This is a genomic window from Bacillus sp. ISL-75, assembly GCF_018613095.1.
This window is the reverse complement of sequence record NZ_JAGGQX010000018.1, coordinates 29504-51643: the sequence shown is the minus strand read 5'-3', so window position 1 is coordinate 51643 and position 22140 is coordinate 29504. Positions and strand designations below refer to the sequence as shown.

Sequence of the window (22140 nt, the reverse complement as noted above, 5' to 3'; positions counted from 1 at the left end):
CTTCACTAAAATAATATGCAAGATATGTGCCAATGTTATAAGAAGGCTTAGAACTTACCCTTTTAGTTTTTTGCAAAAAAAAAAGCCGAAAACTCGGCAGTTTAGTCTATTATTTTTTTCAGTTTATATTGTAAGGTTTGCCTAGGAATCTCTAATAGCTTCGCTGCTTGGTTAATGTTCCCTTCAGATAATTCAAGGGCATTCAAAATTAGATCCTTCTCTAATGTTTCAATATTTTTCCTTAATGATAGACTTTCCATTCCGACATTATTAGTTGTTGTTGTGTTTGGAAGATGTCTTAACATGCTTGGTAAATCGTTATACTTCAACTGCTTTTCTTCACACACATTCATCATGTATTCAATCGTATGTTTCAGTTCCCTTACGTTACCAGGCCATGGATAATTCATAAAAAATAGCTCAAGCTTCTTCTCATATCCGCTAATATTTTTATAGAGTTTTTGATTAAATCCCTTGATAAAATGATCTGCTAAAAAAAGAATATCTTCTTTTCTTTCTCTTAAAGGAATGAGTGAAAAGGTAAATACATTTAATCGGTAGTAAAGGTCCGCACGAAGCGTATGCTCTTGAAGGGCCTTGCTTGGAATGACATTCATGGCTGCAATTACGCGCACATCCACAGAAACACTATGCGAACTTCCAACTCTTCTTACCATTCCATCCTCCAAAACCCGTAATAATTTCGCTTGAAGTTCTATCGGCATCGTATGTAATTCATCAAGGAATAGCGTTCCGCCATCTGCAAATTCAAATAACCCTTTGCGGTCTACTGCCCCCGTATAGCTTCCTTTAGCCGTACCAAATAGGATACTTTCTAACAGTGTTTCAGGAATGGCGGCACAATTTTGAGCAATAAACGGTTCAGATGAGCGAAGGGATTCATGATGCACTCCTTGAACAAATAATTCTTTCCCTGTTCCAGACTCGCCGTAGACGAGAATAGGGGAATCCGATTTCGCCAGTTTCTTAGCCTCATTTTTGATGCTCTGAAAGGGTGGATTAACCGTCAATAGATCGTTTAATGTATAGTTTACTTGCCTGTTTACCTTCTTTTTACTGCTTTTCTTTAAACCCTTTTGTAAATCTAATAGTCGTTCCGCAAGTAGTTTCATTCGGGAATAATCTTTCGCTATTTCAACCGCGCCAATTATTTCTTCCCCGAGAAAGATTGGCAGGGTTGTATTGATGGTATCAATTCTTGTCCCATGCAAATTCATATAAACCTGTGTTTGGTTGTAGATCGGCTTTCCCGTTTTAATTACTTTTAGCAAGGTACTGGACTCTTCCGTTAGGGAGGGAAATGAGTCAATTAAATGCTTTCCCTGCACTTCCTTTACTTCCATCCCATCGTGCTTTGCTGCCACTTCATTATAAAAAATTGTCTTTCCCTCAGTATTGACCACATGAATTCCTTCATCAATTCCTTTTAGAATGGCTGTCAGAACTTCTTGCGTTAAAGCGGTTAACTGAACCATTTGATTCACCTGCCCATCCTTCCAAATTAACAAGGTGCCGAAAAATTGGCACGGTAAGCCGAAATTTTAGCAGTTTGCCAGATTCTTTACCCACATATTCATATTTTCAAGCTTGTCATAGATAAAGCAATTATTCATCAGCCTGCCCCGATACGAATATCCCAGCTGAAATAAAACTGCATTCATCCCAAAGGATAACGATCTAGCAATCGAATAGGCACAAAAGATTCCCTTCCTTTTCAACTCACCTTCAAGTTCCTGAAGAATAATTTTCATAAGCCCATATTTCCGATGTTCAGATAATGTTGCACAATCCGTTAATTCTGCATTTTTATAAAAAGAATTCACTTCGGCTGAAGCTGCACTGACTATTTTTCCTTGAAGGAAAAAAGCGTAATAGATGGTCCCATCCTTGATGGTCTTTTTTATATATTCCGGTTTATGCAAAGGGGTTGGGTAAATTTGAAACACTTGCCCGTACAGCACCGCAAGTTCCACAGCACTGCTCTCGTCGACCTTTCGTAATTCATATTCCTTTGGTGGATTTCCTTTCTGAATGGACGTGTCTAATTGATATATACTGTTGACCATCCCGTCTTCGGTCACCCAATGATCATTTTTCTTCCGGTTTGGCGTGTAATACTTTGAAAAAAAATGGGCATCTGAGCCAAGAAAATAGCGATCAACAACAGCTTCCAGCTGAAGACCCTTTTCCAAGAAACTAAGAAAGTCTTCACTTCTGACTTTGACAATTAACTTTTCAGCCTTGTGCTTTGCTGCGAGCTCTTCCGCTCGCTCAATTAGCAATTTTATATTTCCACGATAATCATCCACACGAATACGTTTATTAAATGGATCAAGATATATCTCAAGGAAATAGCCGTTTTCCTCTAGAAAAATAGTGGATGCCGTTTGATTCATCGAGATCACCCCATCGGTAAATGATAATTTCTCTAGCATTCTCGAAAAAATGTCTGGCCTAGATTAGCCAGACATTTCCACTAGGTCGGTATAAATCAATTATTGCAACCTTTTGATATATAAATGGAAAAATCTGATGTTTACTCTGCCGCCTCACACCATTTTAATAAAGTAAGGGCTATAATCTCACTGGCGATAAACATATCTTCAAGTACAATATGCTCATTTGCATCATGTGCAGTTTCTGTTATCCCAGGTCCGAAAATGACCACGGGAGTATTACCAATATTAGAAAGGATACCGCCGTCTGTTCCCCAAGGGCTTGCCTCGATGATAGGATTACTACCCTTTACTTCTATAAAACTCTTTGTCAATTCATTCATTAATGGATGGTCATTTTCAAGACTTCCTGGCAGCCACCTGCCGCCAAACCATTCTATCTTAAGAGGATTTTCCCTGAGCCACTCATCATTTTCACTTATTTCTCTCAAGCAAGCTTCCATTTCAAGTTGTGCTGATTGAATCGTTTCTTCCGGAGAAACTCCCATTCTCCCCTCAATAATTGCGGTGTCAGGCACCGAAGAAGGCCATTCGCCGCTTGAAAGCTTTCCGATATTAATTGGAATAGGAATGGGGACTTTTTCAAAGAGAGGGTCAGTAATCCTAGCATTTCTATCGTTCTCTAATTGTTGTAATCTTTGAATAACTACTAGTGCTTTTTCAATTGCGCTTACACCTTTATACCTGGTTCCTCCATGGGCTGCTCTGCCTTTTACGGTAATTCTGAACCACATTGAGCCCTGCTGCTTCGGGAATATCTTCAAATTGGTCGGTTCTGGAATAATGGCCCCATCCGCATGGTAACCTCTAAGAACGGCTGCTAGGGTACCAGCTCCGCCGCTTTCTTCTTCAATGACACTTTGAAAAATAACATCCCCTTTTAGTTTAATACCATTTGCAATTAAGGACTCAATCGCCATTATCAGGGCAGCATTCCCACCCTTCATATCCGTCGCGCCTCGTCCATAAAGCTTGCCACACTCAATAGTCCCGCTAAATGGGTCATGTTTCCAGCTTAATTCATCCCCAACTGGGACCACGTCAATATGACCATTTAAAATCATCGATTTGCCGCCGCCTGTACCTTTTAACACAGCTACTAGGTTAGGATTCCCGCCGAAGTTCTGACGGTCACAACAATAAGCAGGGTGGGATTTCAATTCATCACCACCGATTTCCCAAATATCGAGTGTTAATCCTAATTGTCGGCACTTTTCAATTATAATCGCCTGGGTACTACTTTCGTTCCCCCGAGTGCTGTTTTCTCGGACGAGGATTTGTAAAAGTCTTGCCCCTCGCGCTCGATTCTCTTTTATCCATTGTTTTATGCGCATTTCATTATTGTCCAAACGATTCACTCCTTTTAGAAATGATTCAGCTTAATACGGAATCATACGAACAGTTTCCCGAATCTTAAATTCGCACCCGGTTTTGTTGACAACAGTTTCTAAACTGTAGGGCGCAAACAATTCTGTTAATAGTAAACCTTCTTCAGATACAGTGAAAACAGCTAGATCAGTGATAATTAAATCGACACAGGCTGCGGATGTTAATGGTAACGTGCATGATGTGACAATTTTGGGTCTACCTTGTTTATCACAATGATTCATGACAACAATGACTTTCTTAGCTTTTTGAGCAAGTTCCATCGCTCCGCCCATCCCTGGAACCTTCTTTCCTGGGACAATCCAGTTAGCAAGGTCGCCCTTTTTACTGACCTCTAGCGATCCTAAAATCGTTATATCCACTCTGCCCCGGCGAATCATTCCAAAAGAGATTCCACTATCACAATAAGATCCGCCCTTGTTTAGCGTGACTGGAAAACCTCCTGCATTACATAAGTTTTCATCTTCTTCTCCCTTTACTGGGGTAGGTCCCATTCCGGTAATGCCGTTTTCAGCGTGAAACATCACCTTTGTCTCGGTTGATAGATGGTTCGGAACGAGCGATGGAATCCCAATTCCAAGGTTGACAACCATTCCCGTTTGAATTTCCTCTGCAGCCCTTTTAGCCATTTGATTTCTCATATCTACTGCCATGCCCATTTCCAATTCACCCCCTTAGATGGAATGACATAATCTACAAACACTCCTGGCGTAATGATCGCATCGGGGTCAAGACTACCAAGCGGGACAATTTCCTCTACTTCTGCTATCGTGATATCCCCTGCCATAGCAACGAGCGGATTTGTATTGCGGGCACTTTTGTCATAAATTAAATTCCCATACTCATCTGCCTTTTTCGCATAAACAATCGACACCTCTGCCGTTAAAGCTGTTTCAACTAGAAACTTCTTATCTCCTAGAGTAAAAAATGGTTTGTTTTTCGTAACCATTTCATTGTCTGTACCGATATCAGACAAGATCGCTGGCAGGCCAACACCGCCCGCACGTATTCTTTCTGCTAATATTCCCTGCGGTGAAAACTCTACCTCCAGCTTTCCCTCATGCATGAACTGGCCAGCAAAGGGATTGGAGCCAATATGAGAAGCAATTACTTTCGCTGCCCTTTGTTGACTGACTAATTTCCCTATGCCAATTTGCGGGAATCCCGTGTCGTTCCCAATCAAAGTAATATTACGAACTCCTTTTTCAAGAATACCATCGATTAATGCCGGCGGAGAGCCGACCCCGCCAAACCCGCCAAACATCAATGTCATTCCGTCATGAAAATATTCCATAACAGCTGCTAAGGTTGTAATTTTTCTGAATGGATTTTCCATTTACATCACCCCTTCCCTTCATTCAGTTGGTTAGAAAAATCTTCAAATGTTTCTTTTAATAAGTGGACCAATTCCTCCATTTCTTTTTGAGTGATAGTAAGAGGAGGAGAAATAATAATAGAGTCTCCGTTTATCCCATCAATGCCAGCACCAGCTGGATAAACAAGCAGTCCTTTTTCCTTTGCAAGAGCTACAATCCTTTGTGTGATCTGGGCGTTTCTAGGGTAGGGTGTTTTGGATTCTACTTGTTGGACAAACTCTATTCCCAGTAACAGCCCTTTGCCGCGGATATCACCAATAAACGTGAAAAGTGGTTTTAATCCTTCAAGTTGTGCTCTTAAATAGGCACCTTTACTTTCAACCTCTTGAATAATATTGTTTTGTTCTAAATATTCGAGAACAGCTAAGGCAGTTGCACAAGCCTGTGGATTGGCACTTAAGGTATGGCCGCTCATGACCACCTTTGTTCCTGCCATTATCGGCTCGATGACTTTTTCAGTTGCAATAGCAGCTGCAATCGGTGCGTAGCCTGCACCCATCCCTTTTCCTAATGCGACAATATCAGGATTGATTCCCCACTGTTCACTCGCAAGCATTGTGCCAGTCCTGCCACAGCCAGTCATGACTTCATCAGCGATAAAAAGAATGTCATAATCCTCACAGATTTTCTTTATGACCTTGAAGTAATCTTTTGGCGGGGCAATTGCTCCGCCTGCAGCTCCGATGACGGGTTCTGCGATAAAAGCGGCGATTTGTTCGGCGCCAATCCGCTTAATAGCTGTTTCTAACTCATGGGCACATAAATAGCCACAGTTAGGTGCCTCGAGGTTATAAGGGCAACGGTAGCAATACGGGGGATTAATGACAGGGAAATCCTCTAAAAGTGGAACAAATCTTGCTCTCCTCCCTGTATGACCTGACATCGAAAGCGCACCTAGGGTAATCCCGTGGTAGCTTACCCATCTTGATAAAACCTTGGTTTTCGTTTGAACACCCTTTTCCTGCCAATATTGAATCGCCATTTTCATGGCCGTTTCAGTTGCTTCAGAACCGCTGTTAACGAAAAAACACCAATTGAGATCTCCTGAAAGCATGTTTGCAATTTTTTTCGCTAAATTTTCAGCAGCTTCACTCGTAAATTGTGATCGATACACAAACGAAACTTTTTTTGCTTGTTCATTCATTGCTTCAATAATCTTTGTTACACCATGACCAATATTGGCAGTTACAGCGCCGGAAGCAGCATCTAAATACCTTTTTCCATCCATATCAAATAAATAAATTCCTTTGCCGTAGTCAATCACAGGGTAAATGTCATCGAGTATTGGTTTTATTAGAAACGAATGATCCATAGGGAAACACTTCCTTATTAAATTAGGCAGGCCTTATAGAAATTGTATGAACTTTTACTTTTCAAGATGATTAATATAAAATTACTTTTAGAATTACAGAAGGAAAGGATCATATGAGCACAATAAAAAAAATAAAGTTAAAAACGAAAGATATTTCAACCTTTCAATTAATCGTTATTTTTTATTTATCCGCATTAATCGTTTCTACTCTTTTATTAAAAATCCCAATGGCTCACCGTCCAAATGTTTCGCTAAGTTTTATTGATGCGATGTTTACCTCCGCTAGTGCGATCAGTGTAACCGGTTTAAGCGTCATTTCAATTAAGGATACCTTTAGTAACTTTGGAATCTTTCTCTTATGCTTAATTCTGCAATTGGGAGGCTTAGGGGTTATGTCCTTAAGTACATTCCTATGGATTATGCTGGGTAAAAAAGTGGGATTAAAAGAAAGACAACTGATTATGATTGATCAAAATCAATCCAACCTGGCAGGTTTGGTCCAGCTGGCAAAACGGATCCTGATTATCTTTATTTCGTTTGAATTTGTGGGGGGAATTATCTTAGGGATTCGCTTTTTAAACTATTTCGAAAGCCCATTGTCTGCTTTTAAACATGGATTTTTTTCATCCATCAGCGCCACGACCAATGCAGGATTCGATCTGACGGATGCGTCACTCAGTCCATATAGTGAGGATTATTTTGTTCAGACGATAATAATTTTGTTGATGATTGTTGGGGCAATTGGCTTTCCTGTGATGGTTGAGGTTTTTGAATTCTTTTTAAACCTAAATAGAAGGAAGAAATTTCATTTCACTTTATATACTAAGTTAACCACGATAACGTTTGTCCTCCTTACTATAGTAGGTGCATTTTTGATTTACTGTTTTGATAGTCAACACTTTTTTTCTGATAAAAATTGGCATGAATCCTTTTTCTACTCTTTATTTAATTCCGTAACAACTAAAAGTGCTGGATTAGCAACAATGGATATCAATGATTTTACTCCAAGTAACCAACTTTTCCTGTCGATATTAATGTTTATTGGCGGTTCACCGAGCAGTGCGAGCGGGGGCATTCGAACCACCACGTTTGCCATTGTTATATTAGCGATCATATTTTACGCACAAGGAAAAAGCTCGATCAAAATCTTTAGACGTGAACTGCTAAGTGAGGATGTCCTTAAATCATTTATCGTGATCGCGACCGGAGTATTTTTATGTTTGTTCTCCATTTTAATCCTATCGATAACAGAACATGGCACTGTGATAGAGGTTATTTTCGAAGTATCTTCTGCTTTTGGCACCAATGGATTATCGTTGGGTTTAACACCAAGACTTACTACCTTTGGACAAATACTCATCATTATCCTGATGTTTATTGGAAGAGTAGGCATTGTTACCTGTTTACTTATCTTAAGAGGCAAAGGCAGCAAGGAAAAGTTCAACTACCCGAAAGAAAAGGTTACCATTGGTTAAGGCATTAAGTGGAGGAGTAAAGATCCCCCTCATGATGCAGTTCATGCGGACAGCTTTCTGAAGAATTGGGCCTTTCTTGTCCTCATGGGGCCTTCATGCGGACAAATTTAAAAAGTATTTGCAAATTTCGCCCACTCCAAAAAAAATAACCCGCAAAAATTTGCGGGTTAGACAAGAATGGTTTCTTGTGTTCGTTCGGTTTTTGCTTTTTTTATAATGTCCCGAGCAATCCAGACGCCGCATGCACTTGCTTGTGCAAGACCACGGGTAATCCCAGCCCCATCACCACCGACATAAAGTCCGCTGATTTCCGATTCAAAACGGTCGTTTAAGCGTGGTCGCGCCGAATAGAACTTAGCCTCAACACCGTAGAACAAGGTATGCTCTGAAGCAAGTCCTGGTGTCACCTGATTCAACGCCTCGGTCATTTCTATTAAGCTTTTTAACGTATTATACGGAAGAACTAACCCAAGATCACCGGGGACAGCCTCTTTTAATGTCGGCTCAAGGAAACCTTCCTTAATCCTTTTTGCAGTAGATCTTCTGCCCTTTAAAATATCTCCGTATTTTTGGACGATTAGTCCGCCATTTGAAAGGCTGTTTGCTAAGCGGGAAATTTCATGTGCATACTCATTCGGCTTATCAAATGGATCTGAAAACGTATGGGAAACAAGTAAGGCAAAGTTTGTGTTCGGACTGCCAAGTTTCGGATCTTTGTAGGCATGTCCATTGGCAAGCATAATCCCGGAATGATTTTCAACCACTACATGCCCAGATGGGTTACTGCAAAATGTTCGTACAGTTGTCCCAACCGATGTATTAAAAATAAATTTCCCTTCATACAAATGCTCATTGATTTCCTGCATGACAATATTGGATGTTTCAACACGAACACCAATATCTACTTGGTTACTTATCATGTGTAATCTGCGGGATTTTAAGATACCAGAAAGCCATTTAGAGCCATCTCGGCCTGGTGTAATGACCACCTTATCCGCATAAATATTTTGGTCCCCTTTTAGATTAATTCCTTTCACCACAAGCCCATCTGTTGTTTTTTCAGTTATTAAATCCACAACTTCTGTTTTATAAGACATTTCAATCTTTGTCTTTAAGAATTCGTAGATACTTTTCATGATTTCAAGATTTTGTTCAGTCCCAAGATGGCGTACCTGTGCACGTAACAACTTTAATCCAGCAGCATAACCGCGGCGTTCGATGTTTTTTACTTCATCTGTTAATGGGTCAGTAATGCTCGTGGTTGCACCATGCTGTAGGTTGATTTCATCAACATAACGAATTAACTCAACTACCTGAGAATCCGGAAGATAATCTGTCATCCAGCCGCCAAATTCACTTGTGATATTAAACTTTCCGTCCGAATAAGCACCTGCTCCACCAAAACCATTAGTAATCGAACATGCCGGAAGACACCCAGCAAATTCTTTTCTCCCAGCTGCCGGTGGACATTTCTCAATTTTCTTTTGTAAAATCGGGCAATTTCGTAGGTAAATATCATGTCCTTTATCCACTAATAGAACCTTTGCGTTCGGCATTTTTAGTGTCAGTTCATAGCAGGCAAATATCCCTGCAGGGCCAGCACCCACTACTATCACATCATATCTCGTATCCATTGTCCAATTACCTCCAAAGTCATTTTACTCAACATTTGTAAATATATCAGACTAATTTTGTTCCGTCAACAATAAATACGAACTATTTTTTAAAAAAATATTCTATCGTTCGGATTTTGAGTATTTGTCAGAAAATTATATGAAAAAGAAACGGCTGACTCGTTTTGAGTCAGCCTTTATTTCATAATTTTAATAGCCCCAGCTTGCCCCGATAATGATTAATAAGATAAACAGGACGACAATTAACGCAAATCCACTGCCGATTCCGCAACCTCCTACAGGGTAACCGCAACCTCCTACAGGGTATGCAGGGTAACCACAACCACCATGTCCGTAATACATACACTTCACTCCTCACGAAATTGTCTCTTAACACTGTTACTTTATGTAGTAGGTACTTGACCCGTATGTGCATTCGCCTATATTATGAATTACAATGATAAAAATTGTAGGTGAAACGATGAAATCCATTTTGAAAAACTTTATTAACGGTATTTTAACAATTGTTCCTATCATCCTTGTGATCTATGTCATTTACAAAACGTTTCTATTCTTAGACGGTTTACTCGGTAACACACTGAAGCCTTATTTAAAGGAAGATTACATCCCTGGGATTGGCTTACTAACAACCATCATCTTAATTACTGTTTTAGGCTGGCTATCTACGAAATATATATCGGGGAAAATCATCCGCTTGATCGATATTCTTCTAGACAAGATTCCAGTTGTTAAAACCATCTATTCTGTTATTAAAGACACCGTCCAATCCTTTCTTGGCGAGAAAAAATCTTTCTCTAAGGTCGCCCTTGTTGTTATCCCAGGAACAGAAATGCGCAGCCTGGGGTTTATTACTTCTGAACAATTAGAGGAATTTTATTCTCCTCTAAAGGAGCATGTGGCTGTCTATATCCCGCAAACATTCCAGGTGGCCGGGTTTACCTTTCTTATACCAAAGGAACAAGTAGAAATTATCGACGTTAAACCCGAGGAAGCAATGAAATTTGTCTTATCGGGCGGAATGACTTCAAGCTCAAAACAAAAGGTAAAATAAAAAAGCCGCAATTCAATCGCGGCTTTTTATTTTGCTCCGAAAAGTTTCGTGAATTCTCCGTATCCTTGCTTTTCGAGCTCGTCTTTTGGAATAAACCGCAATGCGGCAGAGTTGATACAATAACGTAAGCCAGTTGGGTCTGGTCCATCATTAAAGACGTGACCTAAATGGGAATCGGCTGATTTACTTCTTACTTCTGTCCGATTCATAAAATGACTGAAATCAGCTTTTTCAATCACTTCTTCATCTTGAATCGGTTTGGTAAAGCTCGGCCAGCCGCAGCCGGCATCAAATTTATCCAACGAACTAAACAGCGGCTTTCCAGAAACAAGATCTACATAAATCCCCTCTCTGGTTTCATTCCAATATTCATTTCGAAACGGAGGTTCTGTGCCATTATTTTGTGTGACTTCATACTGGATCGGTGTTAATTCCTTTTTTAGCTGTTCTACATCCTTATTTTTCATTTTTCTCCCCCCAATGACTTTGAATAAAGCCGGCTCGACCCGAGCCTACATGATAGGATTCATAATGGGCCCGATTTTTTTTATAGTACTGCTGATGATAATCTTCGGCTGGATAAAAGGACTGTGCTGGCAAAATTGGTGTAACAATCGGTTTGTGAAAACGGCCGCTTTCTTGTAGTTCATGCTTGGATTGTTCGGCAAGCCTTTTTTGTGTGTCATCATGGTAGAAAATTGCCGTTTGATACGATTGCCCTCGATCATGGAATTGGCCGCCCGGGTCGGTAGGGTCAATTTGCTGCCAAAATAACCCCAAGAGTTTTTCATAAGGAAAAATCTCTGGATCATATGTGATTTGGACGGCTTCAAAATGGCCGGTAGTATCCGAACAAACTTGTTGATATGTCGGGTTTTCTACGGTTCCTCCGGTATAGCCTGAAGTAACACTTTTAATTCCGGGCTGTTCATCAAATGGTTTCACCATACACCAAAAACAGCCGCCGGCAAACGTTGCAACTTGATTTGTTTTTTCCAAGTTCCCACACCCCTTTAACTTATTTCACTTTGAGTATGAGTATACAGAATGTTTTAGGAAAAATAAAATCTCCTGACTGAAAGAAGGGCGGAGTCCTCTAAACGGTGGGCCTGGAGCTAGACAGTAGAGTAAGAAACTGATTTCAAAGGGATAGCCTTCGGCTATCTCATTTAATTTCAGTTCCTCCTCATCAAACCGTACGTGAGGTTTTCCCTCATACGGCTTTCCGACGTTCTTCTTTCTTTGGCATTACAGAGCCTAACTAGCTAATTTAACCAATATATGATCAATCTCTTTTCTTACGTCTGTTGAATTCCCATGTTTCTTCTGCCTATTTCTTTTCTTGTTATAGAATAAAGTAAGCCGTTCTAACACATACCAATCAATCCGATTAAGCCATTTCTTTGCGTGAGATGATATGAGATAGTAGTTCTTAAAACCTTGCAGTTTCTTGTTTAATCCCATCACCAAGTCATCAATATCCATATACAATTTTGCCCTTGGCTCTGTATATGCTTTAATCTTTGCACGCATTTTCTTCATTGCGTTCTTTTTCGGTATGTGTGACATGACGTGTATTGTTTTACCACCCTTTATTCGGAGTGGAAATTTTCGATTATGAAAACCCAGAAAGTCGAAACCTTCTATATCATCCCATAGGTGCACCAACCTTGATTTATCCCGATTAATTGAGAGGTCAAGTTTTTCCATAATAGCTTGAATCACGCGAATGCTGTCTAATGCTTTCTGTTTGGTACTGCACATAATGACGAAGTCATCTGCGTACCTCACTAATTCACCTAAGTGGCTAAACCTTTTCTCCCAAAGCTTATCCATTGTATTCAAATAGATGTTCGCCATGAGTGGAGATATTACACCACCTTGCGGTGTTCCTGTGATTGGATTTCTTATCTTACCCTCTTCCATAATCCCAACCTTCAACCATTTACGAAGTAATTTTAGGACTCTACGGTCACTTATTCGTTGCTCCAATAATTTCATTAGTTTGGTTTGATTTATGTTATCAAAATATCCTTGGATATCGACGTCGACTACCCAAAAACATTTCTTACTTGCTTTTCTTATCTTTGCCATGGCTTGATGAGCATTACGTTTTGGGCGAAAGCCAAACGAACAATCATGAAAATCAGCTTCAAAAATAGGTTCAATGACCATTTTCGTTGCCATTTGTGCGATTCTGTCTTTAATTGTGGGAATTCCTAGTGGACGTTTCTTACCATCATCTTTTGGTATGTAGGTTCTTAGGACTGGATGTGGATGATATTTATTCTCTTTCAATTCTAGATAGAGTTCATTCATGAATTTGTTTTCACCGTACTCGGTAACGATTTGTTCAATCGTCTGTCCGTCAACACCTCCACTTCCTTTCTTACGTTTAACACGTTGCCACGCCTCCCATAGAATATCAGGACGATAGATTTTGTCATATAAAGAATGAAATCTACGAGTTGGACTTTCCTTGGCACAAAGATATAACGTCTTCCAGAGTTCTTGAGCTTTTGCATTATTGGTGTAGTTAGTCATTTTCTTGACATTCACTGACTCTTACCTCCTTCTGACATATGAACGAAGTAGGGTATTGGCTTTTGCCGTCCTTCCCTAGACAATGTTGTGTTGTCATTGCCATCATTGGTACTATGACCCCCTCCGACTCCCTCTCATCCATCCACCACTTCGTTTAAACTTATAGGTTTCTGCTTTACTTTCGTGAGAAAGTGACGAGGAGGGTATCCCCAGTTCCGTTAATTACTTTCCTAACATGTCGTTCCCCATACCCCGGGAGATTCATCGGTGCTGCTATTCCAAGTTCTACACACCTTCCATGGTCTTCGCCCATATTCTCAAGGCTCGACTTCTCCTTAGCCACCTACGGTGGGTTCTTTTGACGAGACGGCAGGATTCACTTTATGTTACAACCTGTTAGTTTGCTCGCACTCTTCTAGAGAGTTACTTTGTCACAGGGCTTCAACCTTAGAATTTCTTCACCAGTTGCCTGTCAGCTACTAAGCGTCTTGGTACTTACTCAGATTGGACTTTCACCAATTAGCAATTAACGGCTTGCTGGGCACGCATAAAAAAAGGCTAAACAAGTCACGGTCGACATCGACCTAACTTGTTTAGCCTTTCCTATTTTAATAGCTCTTTCGTTGCTTCATCTGTTTGTTTATATTTTTCCATTGTTTTTTAACTTCTGCTTGTGCACGTTTATCAGCTTTCCTTTCGATAAACGCCAACTCCTTTTGCAACTTGTTGTAGCTTGTCAGCCGCTCAGCCGCAATCAATCCTTCTTCAATTGCCTTCATCACAGCACAGCCGGGCTCATTCTTATGCTGACAATCTCGGTAGCGACACTGGGTAGCTAACTCTTCAATTTCTGAAAAGGTCTCTGTTAAACCGTCTGAGCTTTCCCAAAGTTGCAGTTCCCTCATTCCTGGGGTATCAATCAAAACACTGCCATTCGGGAGAAGGATTAGTTCACGGTGGGTAGTTGTATGACGCCCTTTATCATCTGCCATTCGAATATCCTGAACTAGCTGTTTCTCCTCTCCTAAGAGACGATTCGTTATTGTCGATTTCCCAACCCCTGAAGAACCAAGCAAGGCAATTGTTTTTCCTGGCTTCAAGAAAGGTTCTAGTTCCTCAAAGCCAGTCATCGTTTCGGCACTAACTGCAATAACTGGAACTCCACCAAGGATAATCGCTTCAACCTCAGCCAGCATATTATCGAGATCCTGACAAAGGTCTGCCTTACTTAAAACAATAACTGGGTTTGCCCCACTTTCCCAAGCAAGCAAAAGGTAGCGTTCGATTCTTCTTAGATTCAAATCTTCATTCAGTGAATTTACGAGAAAGACAGTGTCGATATTGGTCGCAATGATTTGCTCTTGTGCGGTAAGACCAGCTGATTTTCTCGAGAACTTACTTTTTCGCGGCATGATGGCCAAAATGGTGCCTTTTCCTTCGTTACTCCTCGGTATTAGAGCAACCCAATCACCTACAGCTGGGAAGTCCTCTCTGTTAAGGGCATTGAAGTTGAACCTGCCCGATACCTCACATAATAATTCACCCTGTTCTGTCCACACCCTATACATTCGTTTGTGCTCGAGTGCCACACGGCCAAGAATCATCTCATCATTTGTATTTAATTTATGAAAATCATTTTTTACAGTTTCAGTTAAACCCATTGCTACTAAATTCATCTTTATTCCCCCAGCGAATCATTATTTTTTCATAATAAAAAACCATAGGCACACACAGCCCATGGTTTTATTCGCATTATGGAATAAAGGGTACAAAGGGTCCCTAACAGGAAAATCTTTGGGCTGTGCAAACAACAATATTCAAATTACGGTTTGGACTCATCGATTCAATTGCCATTGCACTTCACCCACTTTCAAACATATTTGTTATCAGTATATGTGTAATATTCCCATTTGTAAATAAAAAATGAAAAATTTCCAAATTACTGCGATATATGTTAGACACCTACCTATTTAAGCTTGAATAAATTATGGTGTAATCCATTAGATAGGAGTTGATAAAATGTCCGAGAAAAGAACCCATTCCGATTATCTTCAAAAAGCGGCGATGTATGAATTGTTAGCTCAATTTTATAAATACTCATTTCCAAACTTACACATGCAGTATTATTTAAAACACATAAAATACATGAATAAAGCGATGAACTTCATGCGTACCAATTCCCAACCAATACAATTAGAAGCGAAGGTGCGTTTCCTTCACACCTCCCCAGATTCCCCGAACATTGATATTTATATAGACGGGAAACGAGTGATAAGGGACTTACCATTTAAAAAGGTAAGTATGATTCTGTCATTACCTGCTGGAAAACATCATATTGACATTTACCCAACGGGAAACATGGTGGACAGCGTTTTAAATAAAACGATTACTGTTGAACCTGGAAAATCCTATTCACTTGCTGCAATTGACTCTGTTAAGAAATTGCGCCTGCTCGTGTTTCAGAATCAACCATCAGTACCAAGAAATGAATCGAAGGTTCGCTTTATCCACTTATCACCAGATACTTCTCCACTAGATATTGCAGTCAAAGATCGAGATGTGATTTTCCCAAATGTTTCTTATAAGCAGGAAACCCAATATTTAGGGTTAACACCGATGACAGTCGATTTGGAAGCAAGGGCAACTGGCAGTAAGACCATACTTCTACCCCTGCCGAGGGTTCAATTTATGGCAAATGAAAGCTACACAATTGTTTTTATTGGCTTAGCCAATGGTCAACCAGAATTCCAATTCATCACTATCAAGGAATAAAAAACAGGTGCCTCCTAGTAATGAGGCGCCTATTTCACTGGTACTAAAATCGTAAAGGCAATATCATCCTTCTTTAAATCAAATTTATCTGCCTTTATTCTTATATCACTTTTTTGTTTTAACTGTTGCATATTAACATAAATAAGTTTATCTTTAGGTCTTATGTCGACTCCCTTTGGAATCTTATAATTTTTGCTAATAAAATTTAGGACGTACGAAATGGGGAGATGTAAACTGCCGATTGTCATTGATTTCTGACTTAAAACCAAATCACCATTTTCAAGTGCCTTAGGCTCGAAGGTTAACCTCATATTCAATTCCTCACTAAAGAAGGGCAAGGTACCATATAATTCAACCTCATCTCCCAAAATGATTCGATAATCAATCGGTGAATCAGCGGCCTCTTCCTTTAAATAATGATTGATGAGTTTATTTAAATCATTCCTATTTGAATTAACATGGAAGGAAACCTGTTCACCCATTGGCATATTCAATTTGCTCGTTTGCCGGCCATCCGACGGGAACATGACCAGCGACAACATAACAATAGCGAACAAAAGGTTGATTCCTATCAACAACAGGAATCCGATTTTCCATTTGTTTTTCATCTAATTCTCCTCTGTATTGACCATATATGGGGTTTTGTCCAATTCAGGTAATACTTGTTCTTCTAATGTCTTGTTCAACCTTTGCGCAATCAACTCATAACCTTTGTCATTTGGATGAAAATTATCTGTAAATAATAAATTTTCGTTTGAATTTAAAAACATGTCTTCTATCGAGACAAAATAGGCATTGGGGTAATTAGCAACCACCTTTTGACCAGCCTTATTCCAATCAGCAACAATCTCATCCAACTCTTTAATTTCTGAAAACCATTTAGAAAATGGATTATATAACCCCACTAATACAACCTGAGTATGGGGATTTTCCTCAATGATAACCTCGATAATTTGCGTTAAATGAGTTCGATAGGATTCTTTTTCGGTGGTAAACGTGGAAAGTTGAAGGTTTTCAATATTGTCCTTGACGACTTTCATTATGTCGTTTCCACCTATCGTTAGAATAACAAGATTTGCCTTTTGTATCACAGCTTTCATTTCTGGCGTTTTCAATCGTTTTAAAAGTTGAGTTGTCCGATTACCTTTTACGCCAAAATTATAGAAATCAACTTCTTTTATACCTTTTTCTTTTTCAAGCATTGTTTCTAAATATGGCAAGTAACCGCCTTTGTTTGTACTATCACCTACCCCTTGGGTAAGTGAATCGCCTGCTGATAAAACTGTTAATTTGCGGGGGACGAAGTCAGTGGGAACTTGTGCAAATGCCTGTGCTGCTGTTTTCTTTTCAGAATGTAACGCCCATTGGTTAACTTGATTACATGAACATAGGAATAATACCGTGAGAATTAGAAGGGGGAAGAGCTTTTTCATCTTAAATTCACCTGCCTTCTAAATTATAATTATTATAACACGGCTTGAATCATTCAAAACAATATGTACTATATCCTATTCCTGCCAAAAAAAATAGACCTGTCCGAAGGTCTATTGCAATGCTTTCATATCATGAATTATTTCATCAAAGGGAACATCCTTGTAACCATCATAGGATTTTTTAATATGTCCTTCTTGGTCTACTAAATATAGAGAGGTCCCATGAATCACTTGATTACCCTCGACAGGTTTTTTGACAAGTGCTTTATAATTTTTCAGGGCGAAGTTTTCAATAAACTCCTGCGAGTATCCAGTCACAAAGGTCCAATTTTTAAAATCCACTTGGAATTGTTCCCCATAACGGGTTAATACTTCAGGGGTATCGACAACTGGATCGACACTGAAGGAGACCAATTCAACATTCTTCAAGCCTTCATCCCTGACCATTTTTTGTAATTTTGTCAAGTTAGAAGTCATCGGCGGACAAACATCTGCACAGCTTGTAAAAATAAAGTCTGAAATCCATACCTTACCCTTTAAATCCTTTAATCCAAAGGATTTATTGTCTTGATTTGTAGCTGTAAAGTCCTTAATTGGCCAGTCGACGGCATTTTCTATTTCTTTTTGTCCACATGCCGACATAATGAGTGTTGTAAGAACTAAGACCACTACTAAAAACCGATCTTTCATACCATCACCTGCAACCTTTTTTTCTATTCCATTTCGTGAATAGTTTAACAAAGATTTGATGAAGATGAAAGGAAATGGCTTGTTAATCGATCACACCTGTTCGTTCAATCGTATTCTTTACATGGACATCAAAGGTAACATCCTTATACTTGCGGTCCCACTCCTCCTGCGTGATCGGTTTGCCCCTTAAGTGGGCTTCATATTCATTTCCAAGACCGATCGGGTCAATTTCTAATTTCTTAAAACGAAGAAGTAAACTTTCTATTTTTTTTTTCATCGACTCATCTAACTTTTTTTCAAGAAACTTTACCGAAGTCGGTTTACCTAAATCTAAGGCTTCGGTCATTTCTAATACCCTTGAATCTAAGTCTACATCCACTCTAAAACGGAGGTTTTTTTTATCGACTATTTCAATTTTAGTATTACTTCGAATGTTATCAATGCTGACATATATTTTACTGAATATTGGTTTTTTAGTGTAATTTTTGTTTTTTATAATGATTTTTTTTAATTGATCTGTCTTATACCCCATTTCTTTTGTACCAGCTTTATATTTATCAATTAATACTTTCAAATAAAAAAGATCCCCTTGTCTTAATTCATCAACTAAACGGTCACCTTTAAAAAGACCCACCCCAGAAATAATAACATCTTTATCCTTTACTTTAAGGATTGGGAGAACAGGGTCCTTCCCAATATCATAATAATTATGGTTAAACTCATGCAGGGTCGGGGAGATAATTTGTTCACCCTCCACATTTTGTTTAATTAAATTGTACATATATGTCCCAAGATTTAGATTTTCTTTACTATTTTCAATTTGCAATATTTCAGCTGCTGATTTGTCTGCAATGGTCAAATAAACCATATTACCGATTGCAGCATCTCGATTTAATGAATCTACGAGCTGAATAATCCCTTTTTTAGCAAGATCTCTACTGTAGACAACCGAACGAAGCTGACCAGAAACGAGTTTCTGATTGGATTGAAGATTTTGTTGTTGTCTTAATCCTTTGCTTGTTTTTGCCACAGAAGTAATTACTTTTGTAGCAGATTGGGTGGTCATTGGATCAAATTTTTGTACGACTACGGTTCCTCTTATTTGATTTTCCCCTTCCATATCGAATCCCGATGTTGTAATAAGACCTAATTTTTCAAGAGGCTTTTGCTGAACACAACCCGCGCTGATGACCATCGTCATGGAACAAACCAAAAGAAGGATTGTTCTGCTTTTATGATGCTTCCGCACTTGTTTTCTTCCTCCTTAAGAACCATTTTTTCACCAAAACCAACAATGAAAGGAGTATAGGATAGCAGAAGGCAGATAAAAAGCCAAGATGAGCTACAAAATTAGTCAGTTCATTCATTTGATACCTTGCTTTAATAAAAAATGATCCCCCCCAAACAAGGATACCAATAATCCAAATTCCCTTCTTTTGCTTCCAATTTATGATCCGACTAAATCCCTTTGATGCGGCCCATAAATAACTGCACATGTTTGGCAAAATAACTAACATCCAAAATGAAACGGCGATAAATTCAAACCGTTCTAAGTTTGGTAACCGAACGATTTTAAACATCGATAAAACAGGCCAAATGGTTCGAGCCAACCCATTTTCCGCAAAGAATGTAATACACACCATAGTAATTGAAGTAAACAGAATATTCGTGTATAAATTTCCTATTTGTGAATACAGAAAAACCTTTTTTTTATCCTTAACATATGGATATAAAAACATAAGCAATTCAAAGCCCATTAGTGAAAAGGATGTTTTATGTACACCATTTAAAATGTGCTTCAAATCAGTATTTAATAGTGGAAGCAGATTCTTAGGGTCTGCATACTGCATCGGCACGATAAAGATAAAGATCATCCAAACAGTCCCTATTACTGAAATAAAAGCCACTCCGACAATGATACGAATGCCGCCATTCACGGCATAAATTGTTAAAAGGATTAGCGCAAGAGAGAGTTGCCATGTAGGTAAGTCAGGAAAAATCCATACTTGAACAATTTCAATATAATTCATGTGGATGACAAAAAAACTTAAGCTCATGTAGATCATATAAAAAATGTTCATCGCATTCCCAAGCCACTTGCCAAAAATATCTACTTGGATTCCATATAAATCAGCGCTATCATATTTTTTTAGCATTAAAACCATCATTGCTAAGACAACGGCAGATAAGATTCCACCGAGAAATACAGATATCCATGCATCATGTTTGGCCGCTAAGTACACAATCCTCGGTAATCCAACAATTCCTACGCCAGTTTGCGAAGCATGTATAAAAAACATGACAAGGAATGCATTAACTAATAATCCTTCCTTTGGCTGCAAATTCACTTTCATCCTGACCGCTCCTATTCATCTACATCCTTTTTTTCAACACCTTTTTGTTTTGGAAAAAGGTCATTGTCAACGGGACGGTTCGTTACTGGCCTGTGAGATAAGAATTGAGCAGGAAATTTAATAATACTGTATCCTAAGTCCCTCCACCTAAAGGGATAGAGTGGCATGAGATAGGGTCTCCCAATTGTAGTTAATCTTAAAAGGTGAATGAGAACAAAACAAAATGATAGCATAATTCCAATTCCCCCCCATATACCTGCTAAAACGATAATTGGAAAACGAATCATCCGAACGGCGGTACCCATTATATAGCTTGGTGAAGTAAAGGAACCTAGCGCACTAAGTGCGATGATGATTATTAAAATATTACTTGTAAACCCTGCTTGTACCGCTGCCTGACCAATTACAATACCACCAACAATACCCATTGTTTGACCTACTTTGGTTGGCAGCCTTGCCCCGGCTTCTCTTAAAAGTTCGATAACAAATTCTAAAAGAAGGGCTTCTAGTACTGGTGGGAACGGAACATTTGCCCTCGATTGACCAAGAGAAATTAGCAGCGCAGATGGAATGACCTCATAATGATAAGTCAATACAGCGACATAGGCCGGGGTCAATAATATCGATAAAAAAATAGAAATAATTCGAAGCATTCTTAAGAAAAACCCCATATTCCAACGCATGTAAACATCTTCGGTTGATTCAAAGAAACTAAGGAAGGGTGTCGGTCCATAAATAGCAGACGGAGAACGATCCATCATTACGGCAACCCTCCCCCTCATTAAGGAAAGGGTGACTCGATCTGGTAGTTCAGTTGACATGATTTGCGGGAATATCGTCCAACTATTATCCTCTATTAACTGGCCAAGTACCGTTGTATCCGGAATATAGTCGTACTCTAACTCCGATATTCTTTGCCTAAACGTATTTACATTATTTTCATCAGCGATATCTTTAATGTATACAAGCTTTCCAGGTGTTTTTACCCGTTTACCGATGGTGATATCTTCCATGCACAATTGTGGATCTTTCAAATTACTTCTAATAATATTTAAATTACCAATAAGTGATTCAGTAAAAGAAATCTTTGGACCATAAACAAGGGACTCGGTTTCTGCCTTTTCAAGGGATCTTTCAACAGTTGTCCCGACATTTGCAAGGATCCCGTAAGGTTCACCATCCACATAAATGTACGTTTTTCCTTCTATTAAGGATGAAACGATTTCTTTTAATTGATTGGCTGCAGAGATTTCTGCAATCGGCAATATTTGAGCAAGACTCTCGGTGGTCCATTCAACTTGTGTATTTTGTTGAACGGGTAATAATGCAAATTCATCAAAGCTTGTTTTATCAATAAGGCTGCTTAAAAAGCAAAAGATAATCTTTTTACCATTCTTTTTTAAGGTCCGAAAATTCAGATCTGAACAATCGCCTATCTCTGCTTGCAATTCTGATTTTAGATCGTCCACATTTAAACTATGAGGTTTTTTATCTTCAGACTGTTTATTTTCTGATCTTCGCTTAAACATTGGCAACACCTTAACCATTCAATTTTTTTTATCTTTACCAAAAACGCTAATATTAACCAAAAGAAAATAAAGGGTGTCAGGCACCATGTGAAAACTTCACATGGTGC

The 22140-nt window shown here is 39.1% G+C and carries 21 protein-coding genes; 3 read left to right on the top strand and 18 right to left on the bottom strand.

What is annotated here, in order from left to right:
• Positions 1-101: 101 nt before the first annotated feature.
• From J7E63_RS07990 to J7E63_RS07965, 6 genes are all read right to left on the bottom strand, one after another.
• Positions 102-1496 (bottom strand): sigma-54 interaction domain-containing protein, encoded by a 1395-nt coding sequence (locus J7E63_RS07990; protein ID WP_215011008.1) that lies wholly within the window; start codon positions 1494-1496, stop codon positions 102-104.
• Between the two features lie 66 nt (positions 1497-1562).
• On the bottom strand, positions 1563-2417 hold the full coding sequence (gene ablB, locus J7E63_RS07985; RefSeq protein WP_215010971.1) for a putative beta-lysine N-acetyltransferase: 855 nt from the start codon (positions 2415-2417) through the stop codon (positions 1563-1565).
• 140 nt (positions 2418-2557) lie between these two features.
• Entirely contained in the window at positions 2558-3811 is a 1254-nt protein-coding gene (locus tag J7E63_RS07980; protein WP_215011007.1) for a peptidase, read from the bottom strand.
• A 45-nt stretch (positions 3812-3856) separates the two neighbouring features.
• Positions 3857-4522, bottom strand: coding sequence for a 3-oxoacid CoA-transferase subunit B (locus tag J7E63_RS07975; RefSeq protein ID WP_215010970.1), 666 nt, complete (start codon positions 4520-4522; stop codon positions 3857-3859).
• Positions 4507-5199 (bottom strand): CoA transferase subunit A, encoded by a 693-nt coding sequence (locus J7E63_RS07970; protein ID WP_088088678.1) that lies wholly within the window; start codon positions 5197-5199, stop codon positions 4507-4509. The genes J7E63_RS07975 and J7E63_RS07970 overlap by 16 nt, the downstream gene beginning before the upstream one ends.
• 5 nt (positions 5200-5204) lie before the next feature.
• Entirely contained in the window at positions 5205-6551 is a 1347-nt protein-coding gene (locus tag J7E63_RS07965; RefSeq protein WP_215010969.1) for an aspartate aminotransferase family protein, read from the bottom strand.
• Between the two features lie 113 nt (positions 6552-6664).
• Between J7E63_RS07965 and J7E63_RS07960 the strand changes: the two genes are divergently transcribed.
• Positions 6665-8026 carry a TrkH family potassium uptake protein gene (locus tag J7E63_RS07960; RefSeq protein ID WP_215010968.1) on the top strand — a complete coding sequence of 454 codons (1362 nt, stop codon included), beginning with the start codon at positions 6665-6667 and terminating at the stop codon, positions 8024-8026.
• 167 nt (positions 8027-8193) lie between these two features.
• Here J7E63_RS07960 and J7E63_RS07955 read toward each other — a convergent pair whose 3' ends face one another.
• Both J7E63_RS07955 and J7E63_RS07950 read right to left on the bottom strand, forming a co-directional pair.
• On the bottom strand, positions 8194-9660 hold the full coding sequence (locus J7E63_RS07955) for an NAD(P)/FAD-dependent oxidoreductase (protein WP_215010967.1): 1467 nt from the start codon (positions 9658-9660) through the stop codon (positions 8194-8196).
• A gap of 189 nt (positions 9661-9849) precedes the next feature.
• Positions 9850-10002 carry a YjcZ family sporulation protein gene (locus J7E63_RS07950; protein WP_088088682.1) on the bottom strand — a complete coding sequence of 51 codons (153 nt, stop codon included), beginning with the start codon at positions 10000-10002 and terminating at the stop codon, positions 9850-9852.
• Positions 10003-10120: 118 nt separating this feature from the next.
• Between J7E63_RS07950 and J7E63_RS07945 the strand changes: the two genes are divergently transcribed.
• Positions 10121-10711: a DUF502 domain-containing protein gene (locus tag J7E63_RS07945; RefSeq protein WP_215010966.1), complete on the top strand. Its 591-nt coding sequence runs from the start codon at positions 10121-10123 to the stop codon at positions 10709-10711.
• A 26-nt stretch (positions 10712-10737) separates the two neighbouring features.
• Here the strand turns inward: J7E63_RS07945 and msrB are convergent, their stop codons facing one another.
• The 4 genes from msrB to rsgA all read right to left on the bottom strand — a co-directional run bounded on the left by msrB (position 10738) and on the right by rsgA (position 14931).
• Positions 10738-11178 (bottom strand): peptide-methionine (R)-S-oxide reductase MsrB, encoded by a 441-nt coding sequence (msrB, locus tag J7E63_RS07940; RefSeq protein ID WP_215010965.1) that lies wholly within the window; start codon positions 11176-11178, stop codon positions 10738-10740.
• A complete protein-coding gene (gene msrA, locus J7E63_RS07935; RefSeq protein ID WP_374193711.1) occupies positions 11168-11659 on the bottom strand; it encodes a peptide-methionine (S)-S-oxide reductase MsrA in 492 nt (163 codons plus the stop codon). The genes msrB and msrA overlap by 11 nt, the downstream gene beginning before the upstream one ends.
• Positions 11660-11968: 309 nt before the next feature.
• Entirely contained in the window at positions 11969-13270 is a 1302-nt protein-coding gene (gene ltrA, locus J7E63_RS07930) for a group II intron reverse transcriptase/maturase (protein WP_215010963.1), read from the bottom strand.
• 593 nt (positions 13271-13863) lie between these two features.
• Positions 13864-14931 (bottom strand): ribosome small subunit-dependent GTPase A, encoded by a 1068-nt coding sequence (gene rsgA, locus J7E63_RS07925; protein ID WP_215010962.1) that lies wholly within the window; start codon positions 14929-14931, stop codon positions 13864-13866.
• A 343-nt stretch (positions 14932-15274) separates the two neighbouring features.
• Between rsgA and J7E63_RS07920 the strand changes: the two genes are divergently transcribed.
• Complete coding sequence (locus J7E63_RS07920) at positions 15275-16027, top strand: DUF4397 domain-containing protein (protein ID WP_215010961.1); 753 nt, start codon at positions 15275-15277, stop codon at positions 16025-16027.
• A 29-nt stretch (positions 16028-16056) separates the two neighbouring features.
• Here the strand turns inward: J7E63_RS07920 and J7E63_RS07915 are convergent, their stop codons facing one another.
• The 6 genes from J7E63_RS07915 to J7E63_RS07890 form a co-directional block, all read right to left on the bottom strand.
• Positions 16057-16635 carry a YpmS family protein gene (locus J7E63_RS07915; RefSeq protein WP_215010960.1) on the bottom strand — a complete coding sequence of 193 codons (579 nt, stop codon included), beginning with the start codon at positions 16633-16635 and terminating at the stop codon, positions 16057-16059.
• Entirely contained in the window at positions 16636-17460 is an 825-nt protein-coding gene (locus J7E63_RS07910; protein WP_215010959.1) for an SGNH/GDSL hydrolase family protein, read from the bottom strand.
• A 111-nt stretch (positions 17461-17571) separates the two neighbouring features.
• Positions 17572-18150, bottom strand: a complete 579-nt coding sequence (locus tag J7E63_RS07905; protein WP_215010957.1) for an SCO family protein — start codon at positions 18148-18150, stop codon at positions 17572-17574.
• Positions 18151-18232: 82 nt separating this feature from the next.
• Positions 18233-19399: a Ger(x)C family spore germination protein gene (locus tag J7E63_RS30320; protein WP_215010956.1), complete on the bottom strand. Its 1167-nt coding sequence runs from the start codon at positions 19397-19399 to the stop codon at positions 18233-18235.
• Positions 19383-20504 carry a GerAB/ArcD/ProY family transporter gene (locus J7E63_RS07895; RefSeq protein ID WP_215010955.1) on the bottom strand — a complete coding sequence of 374 codons (1122 nt, stop codon included), beginning with the start codon at positions 20502-20504 and terminating at the stop codon, positions 19383-19385. Before J7E63_RS07895 ends, J7E63_RS30320 begins: the two co-directional genes overlap by 17 nt.
• An 11-nt stretch (positions 20505-20515) precedes the next feature.
• Complete coding sequence (locus J7E63_RS07890; protein WP_215010954.1) at positions 20516-22033, bottom strand: spore germination protein; 1518 nt, start codon at positions 22031-22033, stop codon at positions 20516-20518.
• Between the last annotated feature and the right edge of the window lie 107 nt (positions 22034-22140).

Coding starts and splice junctions, on each gene's coding strand:
- msrA (WP_374193711.1), bottom strand. CDS start 11,659: ATGGTGAAACCATTTGATGAACAGCCCGGAATTAAAAGTGTTACTTCA.
- J7E63_RS07920 (WP_215010961.1), top strand. CDS start 15,275: ATGTCCGAGAAAAGAACCCATTCCGATTATCTTCAAAAAGCGGCGATG.
- J7E63_RS07975 (WP_215010970.1), bottom strand. CDS start 4,522: ATGGGCATGGCAGTAGATATGAGAAATCAAATGGCTAAAAGGGCTGCA.
- J7E63_RS07945 (WP_215010966.1), top strand. CDS start 10,121: ATGAAATCCATTTTGAAAAACTTTATTAACGGTATTTTAACAATTGTT.
- J7E63_RS07905 (WP_215010957.1), bottom strand. CDS start 18,150: ATGAAAGATCGGTTTTTAGTAGTGGTCTTAGTTCTTACAACACTCATT.
- J7E63_RS07910 (WP_215010959.1), bottom strand. CDS start 17,460: ATGAAAAAGCTCTTCCCCCTTCTAATTCTCACGGTATTATTCCTATGT.
- J7E63_RS07990 (WP_215011008.1), bottom strand. CDS start 1,496: ATGGTTCAGTTAACCGCTTTAACGCAAGAAGTTCTGACAGCCATTCTA.
- J7E63_RS07980 (WP_215011007.1), bottom strand. CDS start 3,811: ATGCGCATAAAACAATGGATAAAAGAGAATCGAGCGCGAGGGGCAAGA.
- J7E63_RS07890 (WP_215010954.1), bottom strand. CDS start 22,033: ATGTTTAAGCGAAGATCAGAAAATAAACAGTCTGAAGATAAAAAACCT.
- J7E63_RS07950 (WP_088088682.1), bottom strand. CDS start 10,002: ATGTATTACGGACATGGTGGTTGTGGTTACCCTGCATACCCTGTAGGA.
- J7E63_RS07965 (WP_215010969.1), bottom strand. CDS start 6,551: ATGGATCATTCGTTTCTAATAAAACCAATACTCGATGACATTTACCCT.
- J7E63_RS07895 (WP_215010955.1), bottom strand. CDS start 20,504: ATGAAAGTGAATTTGCAGCCAAAGGAAGGATTATTAGTTAATGCATTC.
- rsgA (WP_215010962.1), bottom strand. CDS start 14,931: ATGAATTTAGTAGCAATGGGTTTAACTGAAACTGTAAAAAATGATTTT.
- J7E63_RS07915 (WP_215010960.1), bottom strand. CDS start 16,635: ATGAAAAACAAATGGAAAATCGGATTCCTGTTGTTGATAGGAATCAAC.
- J7E63_RS07970 (WP_088088678.1), bottom strand. CDS start 5,199: ATGGAAAATCCATTCAGAAAAATTACAACCTTAGCAGCTGTTATGGAA.
- ablB (WP_215010971.1), bottom strand. CDS start 2,417: ATGAATCAAACGGCATCCACTATTTTTCTAGAGGAAAACGGCTATTTC.
- msrB (WP_215010965.1), bottom strand. CDS start 11,178: ATGAAAAATAAGGATGTAGAACAGCTAAAAAAGGAATTAACACCGATC.
- J7E63_RS07955 (WP_215010967.1), bottom strand. CDS start 9,660: ATGGATACGAGATATGATGTGATAGTAGTGGGTGCTGGCCCTGCAGGG.
- J7E63_RS07960 (WP_215010968.1), top strand. CDS start 6,665: ATGAGCACAATAAAAAAAATAAAGTTAAAAACGAAAGATATTTCAACC.